The organism is Methylobacterium sp. GXF4 (assembly GCF_000272495.1).
GTDB lineage: Bacteria > Pseudomonadota > Alphaproteobacteria > Rhizobiales > Beijerinckiaceae > Methylobacterium > Methylobacterium brachiatum.
Window position 1 is genome coordinate 77,539 of sequence record NZ_AKFK01000065.1, and the last position, 24,662, is coordinate 102,200.

General features: G+C 70.9%; 23 protein-coding genes. 13 read left to right on the forward strand and 10 right to left on the reverse strand.

Annotated elements, in window-relative coordinates; genetic code table 11:
* The first annotated feature begins 37 nt into the window (after window positions 1-37).
* Both WYO_RS17195 and WYO_RS17200 read left to right on the forward strand, forming a co-directional pair.
* Window positions 38-2,221 carry a TonB-dependent siderophore receptor gene (locus tag WYO_RS17195; protein WP_007564765.1) on the forward strand — a complete coding sequence of 728 codons (2,184 nt, stop codon included), beginning with the start codon at window positions 38-40 and terminating at the stop codon, window positions 2,219-2,221.
* Window positions 2,218-3,678, forward strand: coding sequence for a hypothetical protein (locus tag WYO_RS17200; RefSeq protein WP_007564766.1), 1,461 nt, complete (start codon window positions 2,218-2,220; stop codon window positions 3,676-3,678). Before WYO_RS17195 ends, WYO_RS17200 begins: the two co-directional genes overlap by 4 nt.
* A gap of 143 nt (window positions 3,679-3,821) precedes the next feature.
* Here the strand turns inward: WYO_RS17200 and WYO_RS31630 are convergent, their stop codons facing one another.
* Window positions 3,822-3,980: a hypothetical protein gene (locus WYO_RS31630; protein ID WP_165486562.1), complete on the reverse strand. Its 159-nt coding sequence runs from the start codon at window positions 3,978-3,980 to the stop codon at window positions 3,822-3,824.
* Window positions 3,981-4,006: 26 nt separating this feature from the next.
* Between WYO_RS31630 and WYO_RS17205 the strand changes: the two genes are divergently transcribed.
* Window positions 4,007-5,167 carry a M20 family metallopeptidase gene (locus WYO_RS17205; RefSeq protein WP_007564767.1) on the forward strand — a complete coding sequence of 387 codons (1,161 nt, stop codon included), beginning with the start codon at window positions 4,007-4,009 and terminating at the stop codon, window positions 5,165-5,167.
* Window positions 5,168-5,190: 23 nt separating this feature from the next.
* Here WYO_RS17205 and WYO_RS17210 read toward each other — a convergent pair whose 3' ends face one another.
* Window positions 5,191-6,186: an aldo/keto reductase gene (locus WYO_RS17210; RefSeq protein WP_007564768.1), complete on the reverse strand. Its 996-nt coding sequence runs from the start codon at window positions 6,184-6,186 to the stop codon at window positions 5,191-5,193.
* 107 nt (window positions 6,187-6,293) lie between these two features.
* Between WYO_RS17210 and WYO_RS17215 the strand changes: the two genes are divergently transcribed.
* Both WYO_RS17215 and WYO_RS30990 read left to right on the forward strand, forming a co-directional pair.
* Window positions 6,294-7,214 (forward strand): LysR family transcriptional regulator, encoded by a 921-nt coding sequence (locus WYO_RS17215; RefSeq protein WP_007564769.1) that lies wholly within the window; start codon window positions 6,294-6,296, stop codon window positions 7,212-7,214.
* Between the two features lie 23 nt (window positions 7,215-7,237).
* Complete coding sequence (locus WYO_RS30990) at window positions 7,238-7,729, forward strand: lasso peptide biosynthesis protein (protein WP_165486563.1); 492 nt, start codon at window positions 7,238-7,240, stop codon at window positions 7,727-7,729.
* Between the two features lie 139 nt (window positions 7,730-7,868).
* Here the strand turns inward: WYO_RS30990 and WYO_RS17225 are convergent, their stop codons facing one another.
* Window positions 7,869-8,657 carry an SDR family oxidoreductase gene (locus WYO_RS17225; RefSeq protein WP_007564771.1) on the reverse strand — a complete coding sequence of 263 codons (789 nt, stop codon included), beginning with the start codon at window positions 8,655-8,657 and terminating at the stop codon, window positions 7,869-7,871.
* Window positions 8,658-8,765: 108 nt separating this feature from the next.
* On the opposite strand from WYO_RS17225, the gene WYO_RS17230 reads away from it, so the two are divergent.
* Window positions 8,766-9,323 (forward strand): TetR/AcrR family transcriptional regulator, encoded by a 558-nt coding sequence (locus tag WYO_RS17230; protein WP_039903222.1) that lies wholly within the window; start codon window positions 8,766-8,768, stop codon window positions 9,321-9,323.
* A gap of 138 nt (window positions 9,324-9,461) precedes the next feature.
* The gene (locus WYO_RS17235) at window positions 9,462-10,121 is read left to right on the forward strand and encodes a response regulator transcription factor (RefSeq protein ID WP_007564773.1); all 660 of its coding nucleotides are present in this window, start codon (window positions 9,462-9,464) and stop codon (window positions 10,119-10,121) included.
* 33 nt (window positions 10,122-10,154) lie between these two features.
* Here WYO_RS17235 and WYO_RS17240 read toward each other — a convergent pair whose 3' ends face one another.
* Window positions 10,155-10,709, reverse strand: coding sequence for a TetR family transcriptional regulator (locus tag WYO_RS17240; protein WP_007564774.1), 555 nt, complete (start codon window positions 10,707-10,709; stop codon window positions 10,155-10,157).
* Between the two features lie 169 nt (window positions 10,710-10,878).
* Here WYO_RS17240 and WYO_RS17245 point away from each other — a divergent pair, with 169 nt between their 5' ends.
* The 6 genes from WYO_RS17245 to WYO_RS17270 all read left to right on the forward strand — a co-directional run bounded on the left by WYO_RS17245 (window position 10,879) and on the right by WYO_RS17270 (window position 15,751).
* Window positions 10,879-11,466 (forward strand): sugar O-acetyltransferase, encoded by a 588-nt coding sequence (locus tag WYO_RS17245; protein WP_007564775.1) that lies wholly within the window; start codon window positions 10,879-10,881, stop codon window positions 11,464-11,466.
* 308 nt (window positions 11,467-11,774) lie between these two features.
* Window positions 11,775-12,260 carry a MarR family transcriptional regulator gene (locus tag WYO_RS17250; RefSeq protein ID WP_007564776.1) on the forward strand — a complete coding sequence of 162 codons (486 nt, stop codon included), beginning with the start codon at window positions 11,775-11,777 and terminating at the stop codon, window positions 12,258-12,260.
* Window positions 12,257-14,293, forward strand: a complete 2,037-nt coding sequence (locus WYO_RS17255; protein ID WP_007564778.1) for an FUSC family protein — start codon at window positions 12,257-12,259, stop codon at window positions 14,291-14,293. Before WYO_RS17250 ends, WYO_RS17255 begins: the two co-directional genes overlap by 4 nt.
* On the forward strand, window positions 14,290-14,499 hold the full coding sequence (locus tag WYO_RS17260; protein WP_007564780.1) for a DUF1656 domain-containing protein: 210 nt from the start codon (window positions 14,290-14,292) through the stop codon (window positions 14,497-14,499). Before WYO_RS17255 ends, WYO_RS17260 begins: the two co-directional genes overlap by 4 nt.
* A complete protein-coding gene (locus tag WYO_RS17265) occupies window positions 14,496-15,428 on the forward strand; it encodes an HlyD family secretion protein (protein WP_007564782.1) in 933 nt (310 codons plus the stop codon). Before WYO_RS17260 ends, WYO_RS17265 begins: the two co-directional genes overlap by 4 nt.
* Before the next feature lie 65 nt (window positions 15,429-15,493).
* Window positions 15,494-15,751 carry a hypothetical protein gene (locus tag WYO_RS17270; protein WP_007564790.1) on the forward strand — a complete coding sequence of 86 codons (258 nt, stop codon included), beginning with the start codon at window positions 15,494-15,496 and terminating at the stop codon, window positions 15,749-15,751.
* Window positions 15,752-15,797: 46 nt separating this feature from the next.
* Here WYO_RS17270 and WYO_RS17275 read toward each other — a convergent pair whose 3' ends face one another.
* The 6 genes from WYO_RS17275 to WYO_RS17300 all read right to left on the reverse strand — a co-directional run bounded on the left by WYO_RS17275 (window position 15,798) and on the right by WYO_RS17300 (window position 24,593).
* A complete protein-coding gene (locus WYO_RS17275; RefSeq protein ID WP_007564792.1) occupies window positions 15,798-17,270 on the reverse strand; it encodes an NAD-dependent succinate-semialdehyde dehydrogenase in 1,473 nt (490 codons plus the stop codon).
* A complete protein-coding gene (locus WYO_RS17280; protein WP_007564793.1) occupies window positions 17,263-19,275 on the reverse strand; it encodes an acyl CoA:acetate/3-ketoacid CoA transferase in 2,013 nt (670 codons plus the stop codon). The genes WYO_RS17275 and WYO_RS17280 overlap by 8 nt, the downstream gene beginning before the upstream one ends.
* A gap of 291 nt (window positions 19,276-19,566) precedes the next feature.
* Complete coding sequence (gene phaC / locus WYO_RS17285; RefSeq protein WP_047170865.1) at window positions 19,567-20,637, reverse strand: class III poly(R)-hydroxyalkanoic acid synthase subunit PhaC; 1,071 nt, start codon at window positions 20,635-20,637, stop codon at window positions 19,567-19,569.
* Window positions 20,638-20,719: 82 nt separating this feature from the next.
* Complete coding sequence (locus WYO_RS17290; protein ID WP_007564795.1) at window positions 20,720-21,547, reverse strand: poly(R)-hydroxyalkanoic acid synthase subunit PhaE; 828 nt, start codon at window positions 21,545-21,547, stop codon at window positions 20,720-20,722.
* A 175-nt stretch (window positions 21,548-21,722) separates the two neighbouring features.
* Complete coding sequence (locus tag WYO_RS17295) at window positions 21,723-22,898, reverse strand: iron-containing alcohol dehydrogenase (RefSeq protein WP_007564796.1); 1,176 nt, start codon at window positions 22,896-22,898, stop codon at window positions 21,723-21,725.
* Between the two features lie 42 nt (window positions 22,899-22,940).
* Window positions 22,941-24,593 (reverse strand): acetolactate synthase large subunit, encoded by a 1,653-nt coding sequence (locus WYO_RS17300; protein ID WP_007564797.1) that lies wholly within the window; start codon window positions 24,591-24,593, stop codon window positions 22,941-22,943.
* Window positions 24,594-24,662: the final 69 nt, after the last annotated feature.

Here is a 24,662-nt window from a genome sequence, read left to right on the forward strand (position 1 = left end):
CGGGCCGGCGGCCGCCGCGCACGGATTCACGCACGCTATGTCCCGACCGAAAAATCCTCTCCGCAGCCGGCGCGCGCCGCTCTGCGGAGCCCTCCTCACCCTCCTGGCGAGCCCGGCCGCGTCCCAGGAGAGCGTCGCCCTCGACCAGCTCTCCGTCGAGGGGGAGGGCGGGGTCAGCCTGACCCGGGCCGCCCCGACCGGGCTGAACCTGCGCACCCCCGACCGGACCGCGAGCCGGCTCGGCCTGACGCCGCTGGAGACGCCCGCGAGCGTCGACATCGTGTCCGGCGAGACCGCGCAGCTGCGCGGCCAGGATACGATCGCCGAGGCGGTGACCCAGGACGCCACCGGCATCACCACGATCGCGGCGCCGGGCAACGGCAACGGCGCGTTCACGTCCCGCGGCTTCGCGGGGCCGAACTCGATCCAGCAGCTCTACGACGGCACCCGCTTCTATGTCGGCGCCAACACGGTGACGTTCCCGTTCGACACTTGGAACGTCGAGCGCATCGAGGTGCTGCGCGGGCCGTCCTCGGTCCTCTACGGCGACGGCGCCATCGGCGGGGTCATCAACGTCGTGCCCAAGAAGCCGGTCTTCGTGCCGATCAACACGGCCCGCGCGGTGATCGGCACCGACGGCGTCGCGCGGCTCGCACTGGATTCCGGCGGGGCGCTCGGCCGGGAGGAATTCGGCGAGACCTTCGCGTATCGCCTGAACGTCAGCGGCAACCGCGCCGACGGGTGGATCCGGCCGGAGGGCGATTTCCGCAACCTCGCGGTCTCGGCCGCCCTGCTGTTCCAGCCGAGCCCGGACCTCGCCTTCACGGTGAGCCACGATCTCGGCTACCAGGAGCCGGCGCGCTACTGGGGCACGCCCCTGGTCGAAGGCAGAATCCCGGACCTGATCCGGTTCAACAACTACAACGTCCGCGACGCGAAGATCACCTGGGCAGATAACTGGACCCAGTTCAAGACCGAGTGGACGCCCTCGGCCGACATCATCGTGCGCAACACCGCCTATCGGCTCACCAGCCGGCGGCACTGGCTCGATGTCGAGCAGTACAGCTACAACCGCGGGACGGGACTGGTCGATCGCGGCGATTACCTCGAGATCTATCACAGCCAGGAACAGGTCGGGAATCGCCTCGACGCCAGCGTCAAGGGCAGCCTGTTCGGCCTGCCGAACGCGTTCGCGGTCGGGTTCGACGTGAACCACATCGACTTCCGCCACACGAACAATTTCTATTTCGACCAGATCACCAGCGTGCCACTGACCGGCTACGATCCGGGCTACTTCCCGCAGAATGGGCGGGCGCGGCCGGCCTACGCCACGCAGACCAGCCAAGCCTCAGTCTTCGCCGAGGACCGGGTGATCCTGTCCAACAAGCTCTCGTTCCTCACCGGCATGCGCCTCGACGTGCCGACGCTCCAACGCGAGGACCTGCAGACCGGATCGCAGTTCGAGAAGACCTACCGCGCCCTCGGTTACCGGTTCGGCCTGGTCTACAACCCGACGCCGGACAGTGCGCTCTACGCGCAGTACAGCTTCGCCACCGACCCGGTGAACAGCCTCATCACGCTCAATCAGTCGCTGGCGGGGTTCCAGCTCGCCACCGGCACGCAGGTCGAGATCGGCGCCAAGGGGCTCGCCTTCGACGGTACCCTCGAATGGACGGTGGCCGGCTACCGGATCGTCAAGGACAACCTGATCTCGGCCGTGCCGGGCCAGCCGACCCTGTCGACCCAGGTCGGGAGCCAATCCTCGCAAGGCTTCGAGCTGGCGCTGGGCTGGCACTTCGCCCCGGGCTGGCGGCTCGACGGCAACCTCGCGCTGCTGCACGCGCAATACGACGCCTTCGACCAGAACGTGAACGGCGCCACCGTCTCGTATGCCGGCAACCAGCCGATCGACGTGCCCGAGCGGGTCGCCAATCTCTGGCTCACCTGGGAGGTCTCCCGGGACTGGACCGCCCGGGTCGGGCTCCAGAATGTCGGCCAGGTCTACAGCGACTTCTCCAACACGGCCCGGCGCCCGGCCTACAACCTCGTCAACCTCGTCCTCGACCATCAGGTGACGGTGGATTCGCGCCTGAGCCTGCGGGTCTACAACCTGTTCGACAAGGTCTACGCGATCAGCGGCAACGCCGTGAACGGCGTCGGCACCAACTGGCTGCGGGGCCGGCCGCGCTCGGTGGAACTCGCCTACACGGTGACTTGGTGAGGCGCTGGGCCGGTAAGGCGGCCCGCCGCTGGCTGCTCCTGTTCCACCGCTGGGCCGGGATCGCCACGGCCCTGTTCTTCGCGCTCTGGATCGGCTCCGGGCTGGTGATGCTCTACGTGCCGTTCCCGGCGCTCACGCCGCCTGAGCGCCTCGCACGCCTCGCGCCGATCGCCTGGGGCGAGGTCGCGGTCGCGCCGGATGCGGCGCTCGCGGCCGCGGGCGTCGCGGGCGTGCCGGCCGCGTTCGCTCTGGAGATGGGCGGCGCCGAGCCGGTCTACCGGATCACCGGCCGCGACGGGTCGCGGGTGACGGTCTCGGGCCGGACTGGCGCGCGGCTCGGCCCGGTCGACGCGGAGGCGGCCCTACGGCTCGCCGCCGGGGACCGGCCAGGCGCCCGCGTCGAGCCGGTGGAGCGGGACCAGTGGACCGTCACCGCCCGCTACGACCCGCTCCGGCCGTTCCACAAGGTCGCCCTCGGCGATCCCGCAGGGACCGAGCTCTACGTCTCGCAGGTCACCGGCGAGATCGCCCTCGACACGACCCGGTTCGAGCGCGCCTGGAACTGGCTCGGCTCGGTGCCGCACTGGATCTACCTGACGCCCCTGCGCGCCCGGGCGGAGCTGTGGCGCACGGTCCTGCTCTGGCTCTCGGGGCTCGCCGCCCTCGGGGCGCTCAGCGGCCTCGCCATCGGGATCTGGCGCCTGCGCCTGCGCCGTCGCTACGCCAGGGGCGCCGTGACGCCCTATCGCGGGCTGGCGCGCTGGCACCACCTGTTCGGCCTCGCGGGCGGGCTCGGGCTCGGGGCGTTCATCGTGAGCGGCTGGATCTCCATGAACCCGAACCGCTGGTTCGCGTCGAGCATTCCGCCCGCCGGGATGAGGGCCGCCTATGCCGGGACGCCCGGCGCCATCGGGGTCGATGCCGGTCGGCTCCCCGATCTCGCCGGACCGGACGCCCGGGCCGTGCGGTTCACCGCCCTCGGCGGCCGCTGGTGGCTGGTCGCCGAGGCGCCGGACGGCCTGCGCACCGTCGCCTCGGACGGTGGCACCGGCCCCGACGTGGCCACCCTGGCGGAAGCCGCCATCGCGGCGATCCCCGCGGGACACCTCCGCGCGGCCCGGCAGCTCGAAGCCTACGATTCCTACTGGTACCCGCACGAAGCGGACCCGCGGCCCCTGCCGGTCCTGCGCCTCCGCTTCGACGACCCGGCCGCCACCTGGCTCCACATCGACCCGCGCGACGGCACGATCCTCCAGCGCCTCGACCGCTCGGGCCGCATCAACCGCTGGCTGTTCGACGCCCTCCACCGCCTCGACCTGCCGATCCTGACCGGCCGCCCCGCTCTGCACGACGCCGCGCAATGGCTCCTGAACCTGCTCGCCGCCGGGATCGCGCTGACCGGCCTCGTCGCGGGCTGGAGAAGGCTGGGCCGGAGTTTGTCGACGCGGGCTCGGTGAGCGGAGGCGCGCGACAGCGCAGCAACCCCCACCGCCATTCCAGGCCCGCGACGCGGTGTTCGGACATGAACATTGGTCGATTTGTTGCCGCCCGCCCTGCACGCGCGGCGTGCCAGGCCTTGCGACAGGGACTTCCCGTCACATCACCAAGCCGCTTGCAGATTGGCGGAGAAGACCCGGGCGCTGGCGCCGGGGCGGACCTTGCCGGCGTAGCGCGTCGACAGCTCTCCGGCGGCCAGGATCTGCGCCGCTTCAAGCCGGCGCGCAGACGTGGAATGATGGATGTCGCGGGCTGTTTTCACCCGCCAGATTTGCCGAGCACAGTTCGATGACCGAGAGAGACGCCGCCGCGATCCGCTGGCTCGAAGGGCAGGAGGGCGCGATGCTGGCCCTGCTCGAGGAGCTGGTGAACATCGATTCCGGCTCCTACGACAAGGCCGGGGTCGACGCGGTGGGCGCCCGCATCGCGTTCTTCCTGGCCGAGCATGGCGTCTCGGTCACCACCATCCCGGTGGAGGATTACGGCGACGCGCTCAAGGCCCAGATCGCCGGGTCCGGGGGCGCCAACCGGCCGATCGTGCTGATGGGCCACCGCGACACCGTCTTCCCGAAGGGCGAGGTCGCCCACCGGCCGTTCCGGATCGCGGAGGGCCGCGCCTACGGGCCGGGCGTCGCCGACATGAAGGCCGGGCTGGTGATGAACGCCTTCGTGCTGGCGGCCTTCCACAGAGCCGGCGGCGCGCCGGTGCCCTTGGTCGGCCTGTTCACCAGCGACGAGGAGATCGGCTCGCCGGCCTGCCGGCCGATCATCGAGGAGACCGCCCGCGGCGCCCGCGCAGTGCTGAACGCGGAGCCCGGCCGACCGACCGGCAACGTCGTCACCGGCCGCAAGGGCGGCGTGTTCATGCATCTGGAGGTCCTGGGCAGGGCCGCCCATTCCGGCGGCAACTACGCCGAGGGGCGCAGCGCCATCGGGGCGCTCGCCCACAAGATCATCGCGCTCCACGCGATCACCGATCTCGACCGCGGCATCACGGTGAATGTCGGACTGATCTCGGGCGGCCAGTCGGTCAACACCGTGGCGCCCCGGGCGACCTGCGAGATCGACCTGCGCTACGTCACCCCGCCCGATCGCGACGACGCCATGAACCGGATCGCCGCGATCGTGGCCGACACGCATGTGCCTGAGACCCGCGCGCAGCTGACCATCAAGGGCGAGTTCCTGCCCCTGGTGCAGGACGCGGCCTCGCGGGCACTGTTCGAGACCTACGCACGGGTCAGCGCGCAGCACGGCGCCCAAATCACGGGCGAGTTCGCCGGCGGCTGCGCCGATTCCGGCTTCACCGCGAGCGTCGGCTGCCCGACGCTCTGCGCGGTCGGGCCGGTCGGCGGCAAGGCCCACTCGCCCGAGGAATATCTCGAGGTCGCGAGCCTCGTCCCGCGGGCGCGGGCCATCGCCGAAACCGTCGCGGCGGCCGCGACGGCCTGAGGCGCCGGCTTCCCGGACCGCGATCAGCCGTCCACCAGCGCCAGGGCGGCGTCGGTGTAGCGGCGGCCGCTGACCGCCTCGGGCGGCATCGCGGCGTCGATCGCGGCGAGGTCGTCCGCGCTCAGCACGATCTCCGCGGCGGCGGCGTTCTCCTCGAGGTGCCGGATCTTGCGGGCGCCCGGGATCGGCACGATGCCGTCGCCCTGGTGGAGCACCCAGGCCAAGGCGAGCTGGGCGGGCGTGACGCCCTTGTCGGCCGCAAGGGTCGCCAGCGCGTCGAGCAGCCTCTGGTTGGCCGCGAGGTTCTCCGCCTCGAAGCGCGGCAGGGTGCGGCGGAAATCGTCTGCCGCGAGGCTGCCGCGGTCGCGGATCGCCCCGGTGAGCAGGCCGCGCCCGAGGGGGCTGTAGGGCACGAAGCCGATGCCGAGCTCGACGCAGGTCGGCAGCACCGCGGCCTCCGGCTCGCGGCTCCACAGGGAATACTCGCTCTGCACCGCGGCGATCGGATGGACCGCGTGGGCGCGCCGGATCGTGGCGGCGCCGGCCTCGGACAGGCCGAGCGCCCGCACCTTGCCGGCGCGCACGAGATCCGCCATCGCGCCGACCGTGTCCTCGATCGGCACCGCCGGATCGACCCGGTGCTGGTAGAACAGGTCGATGACCGCGACGCCGAGGCGCCGCAGCGAGGCGTCGCAGACGGCGCGGACATGCTCGGGGCGGCTGTCGACACCGACGATCCGGTCCCGGCCCTGGCCGGTCTCGGCGATCTTGAAGCCGAACTTGGTGGCGATGACGACCCGATCGCGGAACGGCGCCAGCGCCTTCCCGACCAGCTTCTCGTTCTCGAACGGGCCATACATCTCGGCGGTGTCGAAGAACGTGATGCCGCGCTCGACCGCCCGGTGCAGCGTGGCGATGGCCTCCGCCTCCGGCTGGCCGCCATAGGCGTAGCTCATGCCCATGCAGCCGAGGCCGATGGCGGAGACGGAGAGTTCGGAACCGAGTCGACGCTGTTGCATGTGATTCCCCTGTGAGTCCCCAGGCCGAAGCCGCCGGGACTCTGCGCAGAGAGGCGAGGTAGGATAATACGTCTTTCCCGGCGCAGCCTGTCCTATCCGGCTCAACAGTGAGACGCACCGACCTTCCCGCCCTGGCGATCTTCGCCGCCGTCGCGGCACGCCGCAGCTTTCGCGGGGCGGCCCGCGATCTCGGCCTGTCCGTGTCGGCGGTGAGCCACGCGATCAACGGCCTGGAGGCGAGCCTGGGGATCCGGATCCTGGCCCGGACCACCCGCAGCGTCGCGCCGACCGAGGCCGGCCGGCGCCTGCTCGCGGGGCTCGAACCGGCGCTGGCGGCGATCGACGAGGCGGTCGAGGCCGCCACCGCCTCGCAGAAGCGGCTCTCGGGGACCCTGCGCTTCTCGGTGCCGCACTCGGCCGCCGAGATGCTGATGCTGCCGCTCGCGGCGTCGTTCACCCGCGCACATCCCGATGTCGCGATCGAGATCCGGGCGCAGGACGACCTGCGCGACATCGTGGCGGAGGGGTTCGACGCCGGCGTCCGCTTCGAGGAGAGCCTGGAGCAGGACATGATCGCGGTGCCGCTCGGCCCCGCCCAATGCGCGGCCATCGTGGCGGCGCCGTCCTATTTCGCGCAGCGTCCACGGCCGCTGACGCCGCAGGATTTGCACGACCACATCTGCATCAACCGCCGTTTCGCCGGCGGCGCCCTGTTCCGCTGGGAGTTGGAGAAGGACGGCGCGGCCGTGGCCGTCTCGGTCTCGGGAAACCTGATCCTCGACGATATGCGGCTGGTCGCCGAGGCGGCCCGGATGGGCGCCGGCCTCGCCTACCTGTTCGAGGCGCAGGTGAGTGACGACCTCGCCGCCGGCCGGCTGGTCCGCGTGCTGGAGGATTGGTGCCCGCGCTTCCCCGGCTTCTTCCTCTACTACCCGAGCCGCCGGCTGATGCGGCCGGTGCTGCGGGCGTTCCTCGATGCCGTGCGGGCCGAAGCGGTGGGCGCACGGTCGCCCGGGGCGGTTGCATGAGCTCTACCCCCGATCCCGCTTCAATGGCCGCGCTTGATGCGATCGTGCATGCCGCGCGGGTCTTCCTGGAAGCACGCTGGCCTGCGTGGCACCGGCGGTGGGGGCCGCCTCATCCGGCTTGCGCGTCTCAGTGGACTTGCATTCGGTCCAGTCTGTTCGTTCAGAGGGCGCTCGGCCAAGCGGGGATCGGAGCCACGATCGCGAGCGGCGTTCCGAACGCCGGGGCACGATGCGGGTTCTTCGACGGCGTGTCTTGGAACAGCCATGCCTGGGTACGCACCGCCGGTGCGATCGTCGATGTGACGGCAGATCAATTCTCCGCCGCGGATGTGATCATCACGCCGATCTCGGATTCTCGCTACCGTGCCGGCCTCGAACCCGACGCGCGCCTCTCGGCCGGACAATCGGCGATCGCCGCGGTGGATGCAATCTGGCCGGACTGGATCGAAGAAACGGGTTCGGCGCGATATTCAGCCCTGCAAATCCGTCCCGGAACCGCCCATCGACGCCGATGAGCGTGTCGCCGCTGTCGAGCGCACCGAAGGTCGGGGCCCGCAATTCGGGTCTGGTCGTCGGGCCGCCGGCGATCGACCCGGGATGGGCAGCCGCTCGCCGGCGTCAGCAAGCGGCCGAGCGCACTGCCCCCGAGCCGCCTCACGCGGCGGTGCGGTAGCGCTCCGCCGGCTGCACCTGGCCGAGATTGGGGATCATCGCGGTCCGCGCCCGGTCATAGGCGGTCCACTGGGCGTCGTCGGGCAGGGGCGGGATGGTCACGGTCTCGCGCCGGTCGAAGCCGACCAGGGCGGAATCGACGAGGGCGTCGGTCTCCATGACCGCCGGCAGGGCGTTCACGTCGATGCCGGCGCGCTGCCAGATCTCCGTCCGGGTCGCGGCCGGCAGGACCGCCTGCACGTAGACGCCCTTCGGCCCGAGCTCGATGTGGAGCGCCTGGCTGAGATACTGCACGAAGGCCTTGGTGGCACCGTAGACCGCCATACCGAATTCCGGGGCGAAGCCGACCACCGAGCCGATATTGACGATGGTGCCGGTGCCTTCGGCCGCAAAGCGCGGGGCGACCGCGGCGGCGAGCCGGGTCAGGGCCGTGACGTTGAGGGCGATCAGGTTGCCGATCTGATCCGGGCCTTGGCCGACGAAGCTGCCGTTCAACGCGGCGCCGGCATTGTTCACCAGCACGCCGATCCGGGCATCCGCGCGCAGGCGCGTCTCGACCGCGGTGAGGTCGGCTGGCTGGGTCAGGTCGGCCTGGACGATGTCGACCGCGACGCCGGCCTCCCGGCGCAGGCGCTCGGCCAGAGCCTCGAGGCGGGCGGCGTCCCGGGCGACGAGGACGAGGTCATGGCCGCGCCGGGCGAAGCGGTCGGCGTAGACCGCACCGATACCCGAGGAGGCGCCGGTGATCAGGATGGCAGGCTTGCTGGACATGGGCGGGATCCCTATCTCTAAACATGATCGCTATCATGTAACGCAAACATGATGGCGATCATGATTGGGGTCAAGCCGACCCTGTCCCAGAGGCGTGAGATTGCGCACATGAAGGTCAGCCGCGAGCAGATGGGCGAGAACCGGCGTCGGATCCTCGACGCGGCCGGGCGGCTGTTCCGCGACCGCGGCTTCGAGGCCGTGACGGTCGCGGAGGTGATGCGCGAGGCCGGACTCACCCATGGCGGGTTCTACGGCCATTTCCGGTCGAAGGACGATCTGATCGCCGCCGCGCTGGCCGAGCTCGTCGTGGCCTCGGAGCCGGGGCCGCTGGCACTGCCGGCTTTCGCGGCGCGCTATCTCAGTCCCGCCCATCGCGACGATCCGGCGAGCGGCTGCCCAGTGGCGGCGCTCGCCAGCGACACGATCCGGCAGGCGCCGGAGGCCCGGGCGGCGATGACCGAGGGCCTGCGTCGGCAGATCGCCCGGCTCACCGACGGCGCCGCGGAGCCCGAAAGCGCCCGCCAGGCCGCGATCGGGAGCTGGGCCGCCATGGTCGGGGCGATGATACTGGCCCGGATGAGCGACGATCCGGCGCTCTCCGACGAGGTCCTGGCGCAGACCCGCGCCTGGATCGACCGGGCCTCACCCTCCACGCCGGCCGAATAAGCCGGTCCGCGCAAGGGGCCGGGATGGGGCCGGCGGCGGCAAGTTCAGCACCCGCTTGCGCCGCGGGGCCGCATCGATCAGTTTTCAGGCATCCAGCGAGCCCCGAAGCTGGATCTCGAGCAAGAAACCGCCCCGTCCGTGCATCTCCTGATCGTCGACGACCACCCGCTGTTCCGCGATGCCCTGGCGGCCACGATCCGCCTGGCCCATCCGGACGCCGTCCTGCACGAGGCCGACGGGATCGAGCCCGCCTGCGCGGTGCTCGCCGAGAACCGCGGCATCGACCTCACGCTGCTCGACCTGTCCATGCGGGGCGTCACCGGCTTCGACGGGCTGATCACGATCCGGGCCCGCTTCCCGCGCATCCCGATCCTGATCGTGTCCGGCCACGAGGATCCGCGCATCGTCCGCGAGGCCCTACAGCACGGGGCTGCCGGCTTCGTGCCCAAGGCCATGGACAAGACCACCCTGACCCGGGCGATCACCGAGGTGATGAGCGGCGCCCTGTTCCTGCCCCCGGGCCTCGCCGAGGCAAGCGCGCCGGCGCCGCAGGCCAAGAAGAAGCCCCTGGCCGAGCGCCTCGCCCGGCTCACGCCGCAGCAATTGCGCGTGCTGATGATGATCCGCCAGGGCAAGCTGAACAAGCAGATCGCGCACGAGCTGCAGGTCGGCGATTCGACCGTGAAAGCCCATGTCTCGGAGATCCTGCGCAAGCTCGAGGTGATCAGCCGGACGCAGATCGTGATCGACACGGCGGCCCTGGATTTCGACCAGATCCACAACACCCATCCGGCCTGACGGGCGGGATTTCGCCGCCGGGACAGAATCCCGTCAGCCGTCCGCCCCGACGAGACGCCCGACCAGCGACCGGATTTCGGCGCGGTCCATCGGCGCGACATCCACCGAACGGTGGATCGACAGGCCCTCGATCATCGCGTCCAGCACCTTGGCGGTGTCGGCCGAGAAATGCTGCTGCAGGGCCGCGCGGCTCTTCTCCATCCAGCCCTGCATCACCAGGCGCAGCGGCGGATTGCGGGCGGCGAAGGCGTAGAGCTCGTAGCTCAGCAGCATGGTCCGGGGGGTCGCCCAGCTGTCGTCGACGACGAGGTCGACCACGGCCTCGCAGGCCTCCGCGCGGTTCGAGGCGGCGGCCAGCCGCTCCGTGAAACGCGCCGACACCGTGTCGGCCAGGAGCGTGAAGGCCTCGGTCAGCAGCTCGACCAGGCCGGTGAAATGGTAGGTCATCGAACCGAGCGGCACGTCGGCCGCCGCCGCGACCCGGCGATGCGTCGTCCCGGCGACACCGTGCTCGGCGATCACGTCGAGGGTCGCCTGGACGATGCGGGCGCGGCGGTCCGGGTCGTAGCGGCGCTGGGACGGGGGCACACGGAACTCCTGGAAACGGTCATCGCCGCCGGGCGACGGTTGGCATCCGCGTCCGATGCGTACATATGTACGCATCGCCGGGAGCGCTGGGAAGCGCCGCACCGGCGCCGATGCGGGTCGACCGGTACCGGCCCCGCATCGATGCAGCGCGAAGACCGGGAGGATGCCGATGCGGACCGAGCGTGAGAAGATGCTGGCGGGCGAGCTTTACGACGCGCTCGACCCGGAGCTGGTCGCGGCCCGCGCCCGGGTCCGGGATCTCTGCCAGGCGCTCAACGCCACGCGCGATGCCGAGGAGGACTGCCGCCGGGACCTGTGCAAGCAGATCTTCGGGGCGGGCGGCGACACGGTGTGGATGCAGCCGCCGTTCTTCTGCGACTACGGATCGAATATCGAGCTCGGCGAGCGGGTCTATTTCAATTTCAACTGCGTGGTCCTCGATGTCTGCCGGGTTCGGATCGGCAGCTTCACGCTGTTCGGCCCGGCGGTTCAGATCCTGACGCCGCTCCACCCGTTCAACGCCGCGCTGCGGCGGGTGCAGGAATACGGCAAGCCGATCGAGATCGGCTCGGACGTCTGGGTCGGCGGCGGCGCCCTGATCCTGCCCGGCGTGACCATCGGCTCCCGCACCGTCATCGGCGCGGGCAGCGTCGTCACCCGCGACATCCCGGACGGGGTGCTGGCCGCCGGGAATCCCTGTCGGGTCATTCGCCCGATCAGCGACGACGAGCGGCAATCCTACGGCTCCGCGCCCTGACGCGTGACGCCCGCCGCTCTTCCGGACGCCCGAATCGCTGAACGGATACGGGTACGGCGTGAGCGGGTTGGAGCGATCCCACCCGCGCAATCAGCCCGGTGACAAGGAGCAGTCGCAATCGCCGGGGCATAAGGGAGCGCTTTCGGGCGATTCCCGGCGGCGACGGGAGCCGGCATGCAGTCGCCGCAACCCTGGGTTCGCCAAACTCGTTCGCATGCAAATCGATATGATACTATCTATAAGCTTACGAGCTTAACCACCCGCGATCGCCTCGTCGTGGGCCTCGTCGTGGCGGGAGACCCGGCCCCATGCCGATCGCAGATGATCCGGAGGCGCAGATGCGTCTGCGGCAAGCCTATACCCATGCCCTGCAGACCGGTGCCCGCACCTGGCGGCGCGCCGCCAACGCGGTCGCGGAGGTGCACGGCCTGTCCGACGCCACCGCGTATCCCCTGGTGATGATCGGCCGGCTGGCCGGCGAGCCGCGCCAGAACGCCCTGGCGGAGGCGGTGGGGATCGAGGGCCCGTCGCTGGTGCGGCTCCTCGACCAGCTCACCGCCGCCGGGCTGGTGGTGCGCCGCGAGGACCCGTCCGACCGGCGCGCGAAGGTGATCACGCTGACGGCGAGCGGGCGCGCGATGGTCGCGCGGATCGAGACCGAGCTCGCCACCCTGCGGGCGCGCCTCTTCGCCGAGATCAGCGCCGCGGATCTGGAGGCGAGCCTCCGGGTCTTCGCGGCGCTCCAGGCCCATATCCGCGATCCGGGCGAGACAACGCGGGAGTCGGCGGCGTGACCCTTCCCGGATGGCGTGACTGGGCCTTCGCCCTCAAGACCTGCGCGGCGGCTCTGCTCGCCCTGTTCCTGGCTCTCTGGATCGACCTGCCGCGGCCCTATTGGGCGGTGGGCACGGTCTACATCACCAGCCAGGTCCTGTCGGGAGCGACCCGGTCGAAGGCGATCTACCGGGTCTGCGGCACCGTGCTCGGCGCCGCGATGACCGTCGTCCTGGTGCCGAACCTGGTGAACGCTCCGATCCTGCTCAGCCTCGCCATCGCGCTCTGGGTCGCGCTCTGCCTCTACGTCGCGATCCTCGACCGGACGCCGGCGAGCTACCTGCCGATGCTAGCCGGCTACACCGCGGCCCTGATCGGCTTTCCCGCGGTCGACGACCCGGGGACGATCTTCGACACCGCCGTGGCCCGCGCGGAGGAGATCTCCCTGGGCATCCTCTGCGCCGGTCTCGCGGCCACGCTGGTCCTGCCGCAATCGGCCGCGCCGGTCATCGCCGGCCGCCTCGACCTCTGGCTGGCGGAGGCGCAGGAATGGACGCTCGCCGCGCTGACCGGCGCCCGCGCCCCGCAGGCCGGCGACAACAACCGGGCCCGGCGCCTGCGCCTCGCCTCGGACGCCATCGCCCTTGACGGGCTCGGGCTCGCCTTGCGCAACGAGGCGAGCGGCGCCGAGCGCGCCGCCGCCGCCTTCGCGCCGTTGCGCCAGCACATGCTGATGGTCCTGCCGATCGTCGCCGCGCTGGCGGACCGCGTCTGCGCCCTCGACCGGGCCGGCGCCCTGCCGGCGCGGGTCCGGGCGCTCCTGTCGGACATCGCGCTCTGGCTGGCGGGGGAGGGGGATTGTGCCGCCGAGGCCGCACGGCTGCGCGAGCGGGTCGACGCGGTCGAGCCGTCGCTGGGCCGTGCCCCGGACTGGAACACGCTGCTGCTCGCGAGCCTGACAGCGCGGCTGCGCGACGTGATCGACCTGCGGCTCGATCTCCGGGCGCTGCGCGGTCACCTCATGGCCGGAACGAAGCCGACGCCGCTGGCCTTCACCTACACGGCGCAGGTCCACCGCGTCCGGCATCGGGATCACGGGCTGGCCGCGCTCTCGGCCTTCGGGGCCTTCGCCAGCATCCTGGTCTGCTGCGCGGTCTGGATCGGCACCGGCTGGCCCGACGGGTCCGCGGCGCCGATGATGGCGGCGGTGACCTGCTGCCTGTTCGCCGCCCTGGACGATCCGGCCCAGCCGATCCTCGGCTTCGCCAACTCGGCCATCGTCGGCGCGCTCGTCGCCGGCTTCTACCTGTTCGCGGTCCTGCCGGTGGTGACCACCTACGAGATGCTCGCCCTGGCGCTCGCCCCGCCGCTGATCCTGTGCGGGCTGATGATGACCCAGCCCCGGACGATGCCCATGGGGATGGGCGCGGCGGTGAACGGGGCGACCCTTATCGCGCTCCAGAACGGCTACACCGGCGAGTTCGCGCCCTTCGCCAATTCTGTGCTCGCCTCGGTGGCCGGGATGTGGATCGCGGCCGTCGTGATCCGGCTGGTCCGGTCCCTCGGGGCGGGCCGGATCGCCCGCCGGCTGCTGCGGATCAACCGGCGCAGCCTGGCCACGGCCGCCGAGGGCGGCGGCGCGGGGCACGGCCTCGAACTCGCCGCCCTGATGCTCGACCGGGTCGGCCTGATCGCGCCGCGTCTCGCCGCGATCCCGGCGGACGATGCCGCGGCGGCCGGCGACCTGCTGGCGGATGTCCGGGTGGGCATCAACCTGGTCGAGGTCCGGCGGGTCCGGCGGCGCCTCGCCGGCGCCGCGCGCCGCAGCATCGACGAGGTCCTCACCCTGGTCGCGCGGCAGACCCGCAGCCGCGCGGCCGTCCCCGGCCCCGACCTGCTCTCCGCCCTCGATGCCGGGCTCGACGCCGTCGCGGCCGCCGCGGACTCGCCAGAGCGCAGGGCCGCACTCATCGGCCTGACCGGCCTGCGCCGGGGCCTCTTCCCCGACGCGCCGGCCTATCGGGCCCCGGCCCCCCAGGAGATCGCGGCATGAGGGGCGAATTCGATCTCTACGGCGTGTTCGTGCCGACCGTGGCCTTGTGGATGGTCGCAGCCTTCCTGCTCAGCGTGCCCGTGCGCCGCCTGCTCGCGGCGACCGGCTTCTACCGCCTGGTCTGGCACCGGCCGCTCTTCGACCTCGCTCTCTACGTCCTGCTTCTCGGGGGCGTGATCGCCCTCGCCCATCGGATCCTGTCATGACCCGCCTGCTCTCCCTCGTCGGCCGCCTGGCGGTCACGCTCGGCATGGTCGCCGCGGCGGCGATCGTCGGCCTTGCCCTGTGGGATTATTACATGAACGCCCCCTGGACCCGGGACGGGCGGGTGCGGGCCGACGTGGTCGCGGTGGCGCCCGACGTGTCCGGCCTCGTCACCGAGGTGCTGGTCGAGGACAACCAGAACGTCCGCAAGGGCGACGTGCTGTTCCGGATCGACCCGGACCGGTTCCGTCTCGGCCTGCGCCAGGCCGAGGCGCTGGTGGAGGGCCGCAAGGCCATGGCCGAGCAGGCCGCGGCCGACTACGCCCGGTACAACAAGCTCAGCGACGCGGCCGTCTCGCAGCAGAAGGTCGAGGCCGCCCGGGCCACCGACCTCAACGCCAAGGCCGCCTACGAGCAGGCCGTGGTCGACCGCGACCTCGCCAAGCTCAATTTGGAGCGGTCGGCGGTGCGCGCCTCGGTCAACGGCCGGATCGCCAACATGGAGCTGCGCCCCGGCGCCTACGTCACCACCGGCCGGGGCGTGATGGCGCTGATCGACCGCGATACCCTGCGGGTCGAGGGCTATTTCGAGGAGACCAAGCTGCCGCGCATCCGCGTCGGCGCCCCGGTGACGATCCAGCTCATGGGCGAGGGCGCCCCGCTGCGCGGCCATGTCGAGAGCATCGCCGGGGGCATCGCCGAGACCGGGCGGACCGACGGCTCGAACCTTCTGGCCAGCGTCAACCCGACCTTCGCCTGGGTGCGGCTCGCGCAGCGCATCCCGGTGCGGATCGCGCTCGACGGCGCGGCGAGCGACCCGCGCCTCGTCAGCGGCCGCACCGCCACCGTGGCGATCACCCCGGCGGACGGCAAACCCGACCCGAGCCTGCGCTGGCCCTGGACCGGGTGGCGCGCGGCGCTGGCCCGCTGAACCATTCCGGCGGCGCCGGGGTTTGCCTCCCACGGGATCCGAGCGATCCAGCCAGAGGACCATCCATGCCGAAGACCAAACTCGCCCTCGCCGCCGCCCTGACGCTGGCGCTCTCCGGAGCGGCGCTGGCCCAGGCCCCGACCACCGGCGGCGCCGGGCAGGGCAACGTGAACAAGTCCGGCGCCGTGGGCGGCACCGGGCAGGGTTCCCTGGAACAGACCGCCCCGGCCCGTCCGGGCGCGACGACCGGTTCCACCACTGCCCCGCGGACCGGCACGCCCGGCGCGCCCGCCGGCGGCAGCACGGCGCCGAGCGCCCGCTGAGCCTGGCCGGGCCGATCCCGGGTGCGCCCGGGATCGGCGTTCCGGCTCAGGCGCCGAGGCCGCCGACGCAGAGGTACTTGGTGTTCAGGTAATCCTCGATGCCCTGGTAGGAGCCCTCGCGGCCGAGGCCGGATTCCTTCACGCCGCCGAAGGGCGCCACCTCGGTGGTGATGATGCCCTCGTTGATCCCGACCATGCCGTATTCCAGCGCCTCGGCGACCCGGAAGGTCCGGCCGAGGTCGCGGGTGTAGAAGTAGCAAGCGAGGCCGAACTCGGTGTCGTTGGCCATGCGGATCGCCTCCGCCTCGTCGCGGAACCGGAACAGCGGCGCCAGCGGCCCGAAGGTCTCCTCCCGGGCCACCGCCATGTCGGGGGTTGCGCCGGTGATCACGGTCGGCTCGAAGAACTGGCCGCCCAGCGCGTGGCGATGCCCGCCCGCGACCACCCGGCCGCCCTTCTCGACGGCGTCGCGGATATGGGCCTCGGTCTTCTCCACGGCCGCCATGTCGATCAGCGGCCCCTGGGCGACGCCGTCCTCGATGCCGTTGCCGACCTTCAGGCGGTTGGCCGCCTCGGCCATCTTGTCCGCGAAGGCGTCGTAGATCCCGTCCTGCACCAGGAAGCGGTTGGTGCAGATGCAGGTCTGGCCGGAATTGCGGTACTTGGCCAGCATCGCCCCGGCCACCGCCCGGTCGAGGTCGGCGTCGTCGAACACGATGAACGGCGCGTTGCCGCCCAATTCCATCGAGACCTTCTTCACCGTGTGCGAGGCCTGCTCAAGCAGCACCTTGCCGACCTCGGTGGAGCCGGTGAACGTGATCTTCTTCACCAGCGGGTTGCCGGTCATCTCGCCGCCGATGGCCCGGGCCGAGCCGGTGAGGATGCTGACCGTCCCGGCCGGGAAGCCGGCCTTCTCGCACAGCACGCCCCAGGCGAGGCCGGAGAGCGGGGTCTGGGAGGCCGGCTTGATCACGATCGGGCAGCCGGCCGCGAGCGCCGGCGCGATCTTGCGGGCGATCATCGAGGACGGGAAGTTCCACGGGGTGATCGCCGCGACCACGCCCACTGGCTCCTTGGTCACGAGGATCTTGCGGTCGCCCCAGGGGGAGGGGATCACGTCGCCGTAGACGCGCCGCGCCTCCTCGGCGAACCACAGAACGTAGGCCGCCGACATCGCGACCTCGCCGCGGGATTCGGTCAGCGACTTGCCCTGCTCGGCGGTGAGGATCTGGGCCAGGTCTTCCTGATTCTCGGTCACCAGGGCGGCGAGCTTGCGCAGCAGCGCGGCGCGCTCGTTGGCCGTCTTGGCGCGCCAGGCCGGGTAGGCCGCGTGGGCGGCCTTGATCGCTTGGGCCGTCTCGTCGGCGCCGGCATTCGGCACCCGGGCGATCACCGCGCCGGTGGCCGGGTTGGTGACGTCGATCGTGCCGGACCCGGCCTTCGACCATTCCCCGCCGATCAGGCAGGATTCGACCAGGAGGCTGCGGTCCTTCAGGGTGAGTGTGTCGGACTCAGGCATTCAACGGTTCCTTCGGCGGCTGCGGCCTGTCCGGCTGAGACAGTTCCGTCCGCGACTTGAGGGGCGCGCTCTGGGCCGTATTCCTCGCCTGCGCCTCGGCTTTTGTCTCGAAAACATGGGGAGCCAGATCGCGGCTCGCCAACGAGGCGCCGAGTTTCAATCGCAAGAACGCGCTCGTCGTGTAGCGCGAGGCCGTCTCGTAGTACCGGTTCTCCAGATAAGCGATCGCCGAGAAATAGGCATCGCTCACCGTCGGGTCGATCTCGAACCCATCGTAATTGGCGATCAGGTGGACCTTGCGGCCGATCTCCTGGCAGGCGCGCTCGTATTCCCGCCGCACCAGCTCGACGTCGTCGATGGTCCGGACCTGGAAGCCCTCGAGGTTCGAGAACAGGATGTTGCGCTCCCGGTCGTAGGTGATCCGCTCCGACAGGGAGAGCCCCAGGAGCCAGGGCTCCAGCCCCATCACGGCATCGCGGAACAGCCGCGGATCCATGGGCTTGGGATCCTGCACGATCGGCACGAAGCCCATCTGCCCCAAAATGTCCCGCTCGATGTCGATCCCGGGGGCGACCTCGGCCAGCTCCATGCCGGCCTTGGTCCGGCGGAACACGCAGCGCTCGGTCACGTAGAGCACCGGCTGGCCGCGCTCGGCCGCGTAGGCGCCCGAGAAGGTCACCTGCTCCACCGCGGCGATGAACTTCCGCGAGCGACCCTCGGTGACGATCCGGATGCCGTCGCCCTCGACCACCACCTCCAGCCCGTCGGCCGTGAAGGTGCCGGCGAAGACCAGGCTCTTGGCGTTCTGCGAGATGTTGATGAAGCCGCCCGCGCCGGCGAGCCGCTTGCCGAAGCGGCTGACATTGACGTTGCCCTCGGCGTCGCATTGCGCGAGCCCCAGGCAGGCGAGGTCGAGGCCGCCGCCGTCGTAGAAGTCGAATTGCTGGTTCTGGTGCAGCACCGCCGCCGGGTTGAGGGCGGCGCCGAAATCGAGCCCGCCCTGCGGCAGGCCGCCGATCACCCCGGGCTCGGCGGTGAGCGTCAGGTAGCGCAGCACCCGCTCCTCGGCGGCCACTGCCGCGACCCCCTCGGGCATGCCGATGCCGAGATTGACCACGCCGCCCGGGGGCAGCTCGAAGGCGCAGCGCCGGGCGATGACCTTGCGGGCGTCGAGCGGGATCGGCGGGATCCGGTCGAGGGGCACGCGCTGGCGGCCCGTGAAGGCGTGGTTGTAGGCGGTGCCGTAGGTCTGGCGGTGGTTCTCCGGCTGGCTCAGCACGACGCAATCGACCAGCACCCCGGGCACCTGCACCTCGCGGGGGGCCAGCGAGCCGGCCTCGGCCAGCCGTTCCACCTGGGCGATGACGAAGCCGCCGGAATTCTTGGCCGCCATGGCGGCGGCGAGATTGTCTAGGGTCAGCGCCTCGCGCTCCATGGTGATGTTGCCGGCCGGATCCGCCGTGGTGCCGCGGATCAGCGCGATGTTCACCGGGAACGCCTTGTAGTGCAGCCAGGACTCGCCGCCGAGCTCGACCACGCTGACGAGATCCTCCTGGGTGACGGCATTGAGCTTGCCGCCTTCGAGCCGCGGATCGACGAAGGTGCGCAGGCCCACCTTGGTGATGTGGCCCGGCGTGTGGGCGGCGATCTCCCGGTAGAGATGCGACACGACGCCGAGCGGCAGGTTGTACGCCTCGATCTGACCGTCGATCGCCATCTTGGCGAGCTTGGGCACCAGGGCCCAATGGCCGCCGACGACGCGACGCACCAGCCCCGGGATCGCCAGCCGGTTGAGGCCGCGCTCCTTGCCGTCGCCCGGCGCCGCCGCGAACATCAGCCCGAGCCCGTGCGGCCCCTGGCCGGCCTCGAACCGCCGGGCGAGCGCCAGGATCAGCTCGTCCGGCGTGCCGATGCCGACGAACCCGGAGACCGCGACCATGTCGCCATCCTGCAGGATGGCGAGCGCCTCGTCGGCGCTGACGATCTTGTTCTTCAGGCTGCCCATGCCGTCACCCTCGGAGCCTGGAAGTTGAGATCGCCGCCATCGAAGCAGCAGTTGAGCAACCGCCCGATCCCACCCATCCTCCTCATCCTGAGGTGCCGGGCGATCGCAGATCGTTCGGCCTCGAAGGAGCCCCCCAGGGATCGCGGCGGCCTCTGGAGGGCTCCTTCGAGGGCAGCGCTGCGCGCCGCCACCTCAGGATGAGGGGGAGATTTGGATCGGCCACAGGCAGCGAGCCCGCGTCTCGGCGAGCCTCGGACCGCGCCGATCCGATCCGTGGACCATGACACACAGCTACCCACGCGCACCCAGCCAATCGGCGATGCCGGAGCCCAGCAACTTCTGCGCCTTGCCACCGACGAAGACGCCGACATGGCCGCCGGGCAGGCCGAGCTCGGTGTAGTCGTCGGTGCCGATCTTGTCCTTGAGCGCCTGCGAGGTGGCGGGCGGGATGATGTGGTCGTCCTGGGCGAAGACGTTCAGCACCGGGCAGGCGATGCGCTTCAGGTCGACCGTGCGGCCGCCGAGCACGAAGGTGCTCTGGACCAGCTTGTTGTCCTGGTAGAGGTCCTTGAGCCACTGCTTGGCCGCTTCGCCAGGATGGTCCGGCCGGTCGGCGATCCACTTCTCCATGCGCAGGAAGTTCAGGAACTTCTTCTTGTCGTCGAGGGCGTCGAGCAAGTCGAGGTTGTACTTGGTCATGGTGCGCATCGGCGTCATCATCGAGAACACCGAGCCCATGAACGCCCCGGGCAGCGAGCCCTGCGCGTCGATCAGGCGGTCGACATCCTCGGGCGACAGGGAGCGGGTCCAGACGTTGATGAAGCCGTGGCCGGCCCGGGTCTCGCGGGTGTCGGCGTGGAAGTCGATCGGCGTGATGGTCAGCACCATCGCGTTGACCCGCTCCGGGTACAGCGCGGCGTAGCAGGTGGTGAAGACGCCGCCCTCGCAGATCCCGAGCAGGTTGATCTTTTCGCGCCCCGCGGCCTGGCCGATGAAGGCGACGCATTCGGCGAGGTAATCGTCGACGTAATCGTCGATGGTGACGTAGCGGTCGGCCCGGCCGGGATTGCCCCAATCCACCACGTAGAGGTCGAGGCCGAGATTGAGCAGGTTGCGGACCAGCGAGCGGTCCTCCTGCAGGTCGGCCATCGTGTAGCGGCCGATCAGCCCGTAGACGATCAGCACCGGCGGCAGGCCCTTGCTCTCGGTGAGCGGCCGGTAGCGGTAGAGCGAAACCTTGTCCTGGCTCCAGACCAGGTCCTTGGGCGTGGTGGCGATCTGCACGTCGGCGTCGCGCACGTCCGAGAACAGCTTGGCCCCCGCGCTGATCCGGCGGCCGAGCTCGGCGACCTCGGCCAGCATCTCGGCGGGGTTGAGCGGAAGCGGCGCGGTCGGAGCCTTCGGGGCGTCCCGGCCTGCGGCCCCCGTGTCGGTGGTGCCCTTGTCACCCATGCGCATCCTCCGTTGCCGGCGCGGCGGTGCCGTTCGTCTTGGAGACCCGGGCGGCCTCCCGGCGTTCCCGGCGCAGGGCCCGGACCTCACGGCGCAGCTCGGTCAGGCTCTTGTGCACGTCGTCGAGCTCGGCCCGGGTCGGCTGCCCGTAGAAATCCGACAGGAAGGCCGAGAGGTCCTGCTGGGCGAGCCGCAGGTCGGTCGACGCCTTCAGCACCACCCGTTGCGAGGCCAGGAACGCCTCGGAACGCTGGACCTCCAGCAGCACGGCGTTGGCGGTCTCGGTCCAGCGGGTCATCATCTCGCGGGCGGAGCTGAAACCCTCGCCGCGCTCGGCGCGGTCGTTGGCCTCCTTGGCGAAGGTGCCGGCCGCCCGGGTCCAGGCGTTGAGCATCACCGCCTGGTGCTCGGCCTGCGCCCGCCGCAGCGCCGCCCAGGCGGTGAACAGCGCGCCGTAGCGCCGCTCGGTCTGCCACAGGTCGGCGAGCTGCGGGCCCTCGGCCATCCGGGTCAGCGCCGCGTCGAACTCGGCCGAGCCGCCGAGCCAGGCCTGCGGATCGAAGATCCGGGTCAGCACCGCCCCGGCGGTCGGGTCCGGCGCGCCGGCGCCGCCCTGCAGCGACGCGGTCAGGGTCTGCGACAGGGCGGTCGCCGAGGCCCAGGCCTGGGCGAGGTGGCTCTGCGCCGTGGCGAGGCCGGAGAGATCGGCCTGCGGCGGGTTCGGCCAGGAGAAGCCCGGCGCGGCCCCGGGGGCGAAGAACCCCGCGCCGGCGCGGGTCCAGAATTCGCCCATCGCCTTGAACGCGTCGAACTGGTCCATGACGGCGTCTCTCCCGGCCGGTCCGGCTTCGCGATGCCGGTATGAGCGTTCAAGTCCAGCGTATGCCGGTCGGACCCCACCGAATCCCGAACCCGCCCCTCTGCCCAAGGTGCCGGACGCTCGGAGATCGTCCGGCTTCAGGGGATGCGGTCGCGGGTCGGCGGCCCTCCGGGGATCAGGCCGCCGGGCGCGCCGCGCCGAGCGCCTCGGCGTAGATCGCGTAGGCGTCGTCGTAGGTGACCTCGCGCGGATTGTTCACGAGGAGTCGCGTCTGCTTCATCGCGTCGGTGGCCATCCGCTCCAGATCCTTCTGGGCCACGCCGACCTCGGCGAGCGAAGCCGGGACCTTGCAGTCGCGGCAGATCGCGTCGAGGCATTCGACGAACCGGGCGGCGGCCTCGGCCGGCGGCAGGTCGGCGGCGGCCGGGTCCAGGATCGGCGCCAGCTCGGCGTAGAGCGCCTCCGCGTGGGACAGGTTGAAGCGCATCACCCCCATCAGCACCAGGGCGTTGGAGAGCCCGTGGGGCACGTGGAAGATCGCGCCGACGGGATAGGCCAGCGCGTGCACCGCCGCCACCGGGGCGTTGGCGAAGGCCATGCCGGCGAGCATCGAGCCGAGCAGCATACCGGAGCGCGCCTCGAGGTTGCGGCCATCCGAGCAGGCGGTGCGGATATTGGCCGAGAGCAGGGCCAGGGCCTGCTTGGCGAGCTGGTCCGAGATCGGGTTCTTCTTGTTCTTGCTGGTGAACGCCTCGATGGCGTGGACCATGGCGTCGATGCCGGTGGCCGCCGTCACGTGCGACGGCAGGCCCAGCGTCAGCTCGGGATCGAGCACCGCCCAGTCAGGCAGGAGTTTCGGCGCGACGACGCCCTTCTTCTCGGTGGTCGGCGTCGTGACGATGGAGATCGGCGTCACCTCGGAGCCGGTGCCCGCGGTGGTCGGCACCAGGATCAGCGGCAGCCGGTCGCCCTTGGCGAGGCCCACGCCGTAGATCGAATCCAGCGCCTCGTCGGATTTCGCCAGATAGGCGACCAGCTTGGCGGTATCGAGCGCCGAGCCGCCGCCGATCGACAGGACGAGATCCGTCCCCAGCTCCCGGGCGCGCTTGGCCGCCGCCTCGATCACCGTGGAGGGCGGGTCGGCGACCACGTCCTCGTAGACGTCGATGGCGATGCCGGCGGCCGCCAGCGCCGCCTCGGCGGCCTCGGTCAGGCCGGCCTTGCGCACGCCCTTGTCGGTCACGAGCAGCAAGCGCTTGGCCCCGAAGGTGGCGACGATCTCCGGCAGCTTCTTGGATGCGCCGGCCTCGAACAGGACGTTCGGGGTGGTCTGGAAAGTGAACGGGTTCATCGCGCTGCCCTGTTGTCGTGCCGGATCACTTCGTCGACGGGATCACTCGGCCGGCTCGAAATCCTTCACCTTCTCGCGCAGCTCTTCGACGAGAACGCGCGTGTTCTCCGAATAATCGATCGGTACGGCGACGAGATGAACGCCGCCTTCGGCGAAGGCGCGATCGAGCGTCGGCACCAGATCGTTCACCGCTTCGACCCGGTGACCCTTGGCGCCGTAGGATTGCGCGTAGAGCACGAAATCCGGATTGCCGAAGGTCATCCCGTAATCGGCGAACTTGTCGACCGCCTGCTTCCAGCGGATCATGCCGTAGGCCGAGTCGTCGAGGATCAGCACCACGAGGTTGAGCTTGAGCCGCACCGCGGTCTCCAGCTCCTGGCTGTTCATCATGAAGCCGCCGTCGCCGCACACCGCCATGACCCGGCGGCGGGGATAGAGCATCGCCGCCATCATGGCCGAGGGCAGGCCCGCGCCCATCGTGGCGAGCGCGTTGTCGAGGAGCAGCGTGTTGGCGACGTAGGTTCGGTAGTTCCGGGCGAACCAGATCTTGTACATGCCGTTGTCGAGGCACACGATCCCGTCTTCCGGGATCACCCGGCGGACGTCGCGCACGAGCCGCTGCGGCGTCACCGGGAAGCGGTCCTCGCCGGCCCGGTCGGCGATGTGGCCGAGGATGTGCTCGCGCAGGTGCAGCAGGGCGCCGGCGTTGGGCAGCTTGCCCTCCAGCTTGTCGGCGAGCAGCTTGAGGGTCGGCCCGAGATCGCCGACCACCTCGGCGTCGGGGTAATAGACCTGCTCCACGTTGGCCGGCATGTAGCCGATATGCAGCACCTTCTGGTCGGCCTGGCCCATGAAGAAGGGCGGCTTCTCGATCGTGTCGTGGCCGATGGCGATGATCAGGTCGGCCTTGTCGATCGCCTCGTGGACGTAGTCGCGCTCAGAGAGCGCGGCGGTGCCCATGTAGAGGTCGGTGCCGCTGGCGACCGTGCCCTTGCCCATCTGGGTGGTGAAGAACGGGATCTGGGTGCGGTGGACGAAGCCGCCGAGGTCGCCCGTGGCGCGGGGCCGGCTGGCGGCGGCGCCGAGCATGACCAGCGGCCGCTTGGCCTTGAGGATCATGGCGGCGGCCCGCTCGATCGCGGTCGGGTGCGCGACCGGGATGTCGATCGGGTGCGGCGGCACGACGTAGGCCTCGGCCTCCTCGGCGGCGATGTCCTCGGGCAGCTCCAGCAGCACCGGGCCGGGCCGCTCCTCGGTGGCGACCCGGAAGGCGTCGCGCACGATGGTGGGGATCGACGAGGCCGAGACGATCTGCCGGGCCATCTTGGTGATCGGCTTCATCGAGCTGATCACGTCGACGATCTGGAACTTCGCCTGGCGGGAGGACAGGATGCCCTTCTGGCCGGTGATGATGATCATCGGCATCGCGCCGAGATGGGCGTAGGCGGCGCCGGTGGAGAAGTTGAGCGCACCCGGGCCCAGGGTCGAGAGGCACACGCCCGGCCGGCCGGTGAGCCGGCCATGGGTCGCCGCCATGAAGCTCGCCGCCTGCTCGTGGCGGGTCAGCACCAGCTCGATCTTGGAGGTGCGCAGCGATTCGACGACGTCGAGATTCTCCTCGCCGGGGATGCCGAAGATGCGGTCGACGCCCTCGTTCTCGAGAGCCGCAACGAGAAGATCTGAGCCCTTGGGCATGTGATGTCCCACCTGATGCGACGCCTGGCGGCGCCGTCCGGTCCATCCCCGATCCGTCCATCACCGACG

Bases quoted from the DNA above. Each gene is read 5' to 3' on its own strand.
- WYO_RS17195 (WP_007564765.1), top strand. From the start codon at position 38: ATGTCCCGACCGAAAAATCCTCTCCGCAGCCGGCGCGCGCCGCTCTGC.
- WYO_RS17205 (WP_007564767.1), top strand. From the start codon at position 4,007: ATGACCGAGAGAGACGCCGCCGCGATCCGCTGGCTCGAAGGGCAGGAG.
- WYO_RS17210 (WP_007564768.1), bottom strand. From the start codon at position 6,186: ATGCAACAGCGTCGACTCGGTTCCGAACTCTCCGTCTCCGCCATCGGC.
- WYO_RS30990 (WP_165486563.1), top strand. From the start codon at position 7,238: ATGGCCGCGCTTGATGCGATCGTGCATGCCGCGCGGGTCTTCCTGGAA.
- WYO_RS17225 (WP_007564771.1), bottom strand. From the start codon at position 8,657: ATGTCCAGCAAGCCTGCCATCCTGATCACCGGCGCCTCCTCGGGTATC.
- WYO_RS17230 (WP_039903222.1), top strand. From the start codon at position 8,766: ATGAAGGTCAGCCGCGAGCAGATGGGCGAGAACCGGCGTCGGATCCTC.
- WYO_RS17245 (WP_007564775.1), top strand. From the start codon at position 10,879: ATGCGGACCGAGCGTGAGAAGATGCTGGCGGGCGAGCTTTACGACGCG.
- WYO_RS17250 (WP_007564776.1), top strand. From the start codon at position 11,775: ATGCCGATCGCAGATGATCCGGAGGCGCAGATGCGTCTGCGGCAAGCC.
- WYO_RS17260 (WP_007564780.1), top strand. From the start codon at position 14,290: ATGAGGGGCGAATTCGATCTCTACGGCGTGTTCGTGCCGACCGTGGCC.
- WYO_RS17265 (WP_007564782.1), top strand. From the start codon at position 14,496: ATGACCCGCCTGCTCTCCCTCGTCGGCCGCCTGGCGGTCACGCTCGGC.
- WYO_RS17270 (WP_007564790.1), top strand. From the start codon at position 15,494: ATGCCGAAGACCAAACTCGCCCTCGCCGCCGCCCTGACGCTGGCGCTC.
- WYO_RS17275 (WP_007564792.1), bottom strand. From the start codon at position 17,270: ATGCCTGAGTCCGACACACTCACCCTGAAGGACCGCAGCCTCCTGGTC.
- WYO_RS17280 (WP_007564793.1), bottom strand. From the start codon at position 19,275: ATGGGCAGCCTGAAGAACAAGATCGTCAGCGCCGACGAGGCGCTCGCC.
- phaC (WP_047170865.1), bottom strand. From the start codon at position 20,637: ATGCTGGCCGAGGTCGCCGAGCTCGGCCGCCGGATCAGCGCGGGGGCC.
- WYO_RS17290 (WP_007564795.1), bottom strand. From the start codon at position 21,547: ATGGACCAGTTCGACGCGTTCAAGGCGATGGGCGAATTCTGGACCCGC.
- WYO_RS17295 (WP_007564796.1), bottom strand. From the start codon at position 22,898: ATGAACCCGTTCACTTTCCAGACCACCCCGAACGTCCTGTTCGAGGCC.
- WYO_RS17300 (WP_007564797.1), bottom strand. From the start codon at position 24,593: ATGCCCAAGGGCTCAGATCTTCTCGTTGCGGCTCTCGAGAACGAGGGC.